Origin of the sequence: Loktanella sp. S4079, from assembly GCF_000967725.1 — a bacterium.
GTDB lineage: Bacteria > Pseudomonadota > Alphaproteobacteria > Rhodobacterales > Rhodobacteraceae > Yoonia.
On sequence record NZ_JXYE01000016.1, the window covers coordinates 1 to 624 of the forward strand.

The 624-nt window shown below is 49.7% G+C and carries 1 pseudogene; it reads left to right on the forward strand.

What is annotated here, in order from left to right:
• Nucleotides 1–624 (forward strand): annotated as a pseudogene (locus tag TW80_RS17060) (hypothetical protein); the annotation flags it as partial.

Consider the following 624-nt stretch of genomic DNA (forward strand, 5'->3'; position numbering starts at 1 on the left):
TTACTTGCATCCAAACCAAATTGCACCGGCGCATGTCCATGAAACTGTGAATATTGAAATCCGCAAGCGCAACAAGGTTCGAGAGCTGAGTGGTGAAATCCCTTTGAGCGAAGTTTCACAAAGTACAATCGAACGGCGGATTAAAGAACTAGATCAGTTTGAAGTTCTTGCGGCTCGAAAGGGATTGGCCGCTGCCAAAAACAAGCTTGGTGCCCATGGCGGGGGGTTAAAACTTGCCGTTCCACTCAGCCGGATTGAGATGGATGAATGGGAAATTGATCTCATTGCTCTGCTGAAGAAGGGTGGGTTTGATATAAGCAAAGATAGCGTACGTGACATCGAAACTGGCCGATACTGGGTTTGTGTCGCTTTCGATACGGCCACCCGCAGCATAGTTGGCTTGAAGTTGTCGAGAAGCCAGACCGCCGAAGATGCCAAAGCGGTCTTGTGGATGGCCATGCGTGATAAAACTGATCTTGCACGTCAACTTGGCTGTGAGACTGTATGGAAACAACACGGACACATAGGTCATGTTGCGGTCGAAAACGGACCTGCCTTCGTCAATGCAGAGTTCAAAGCGGCTCTTTCAGACCTCTGTATTGACTACTCGGTGTTGCCCGCCGG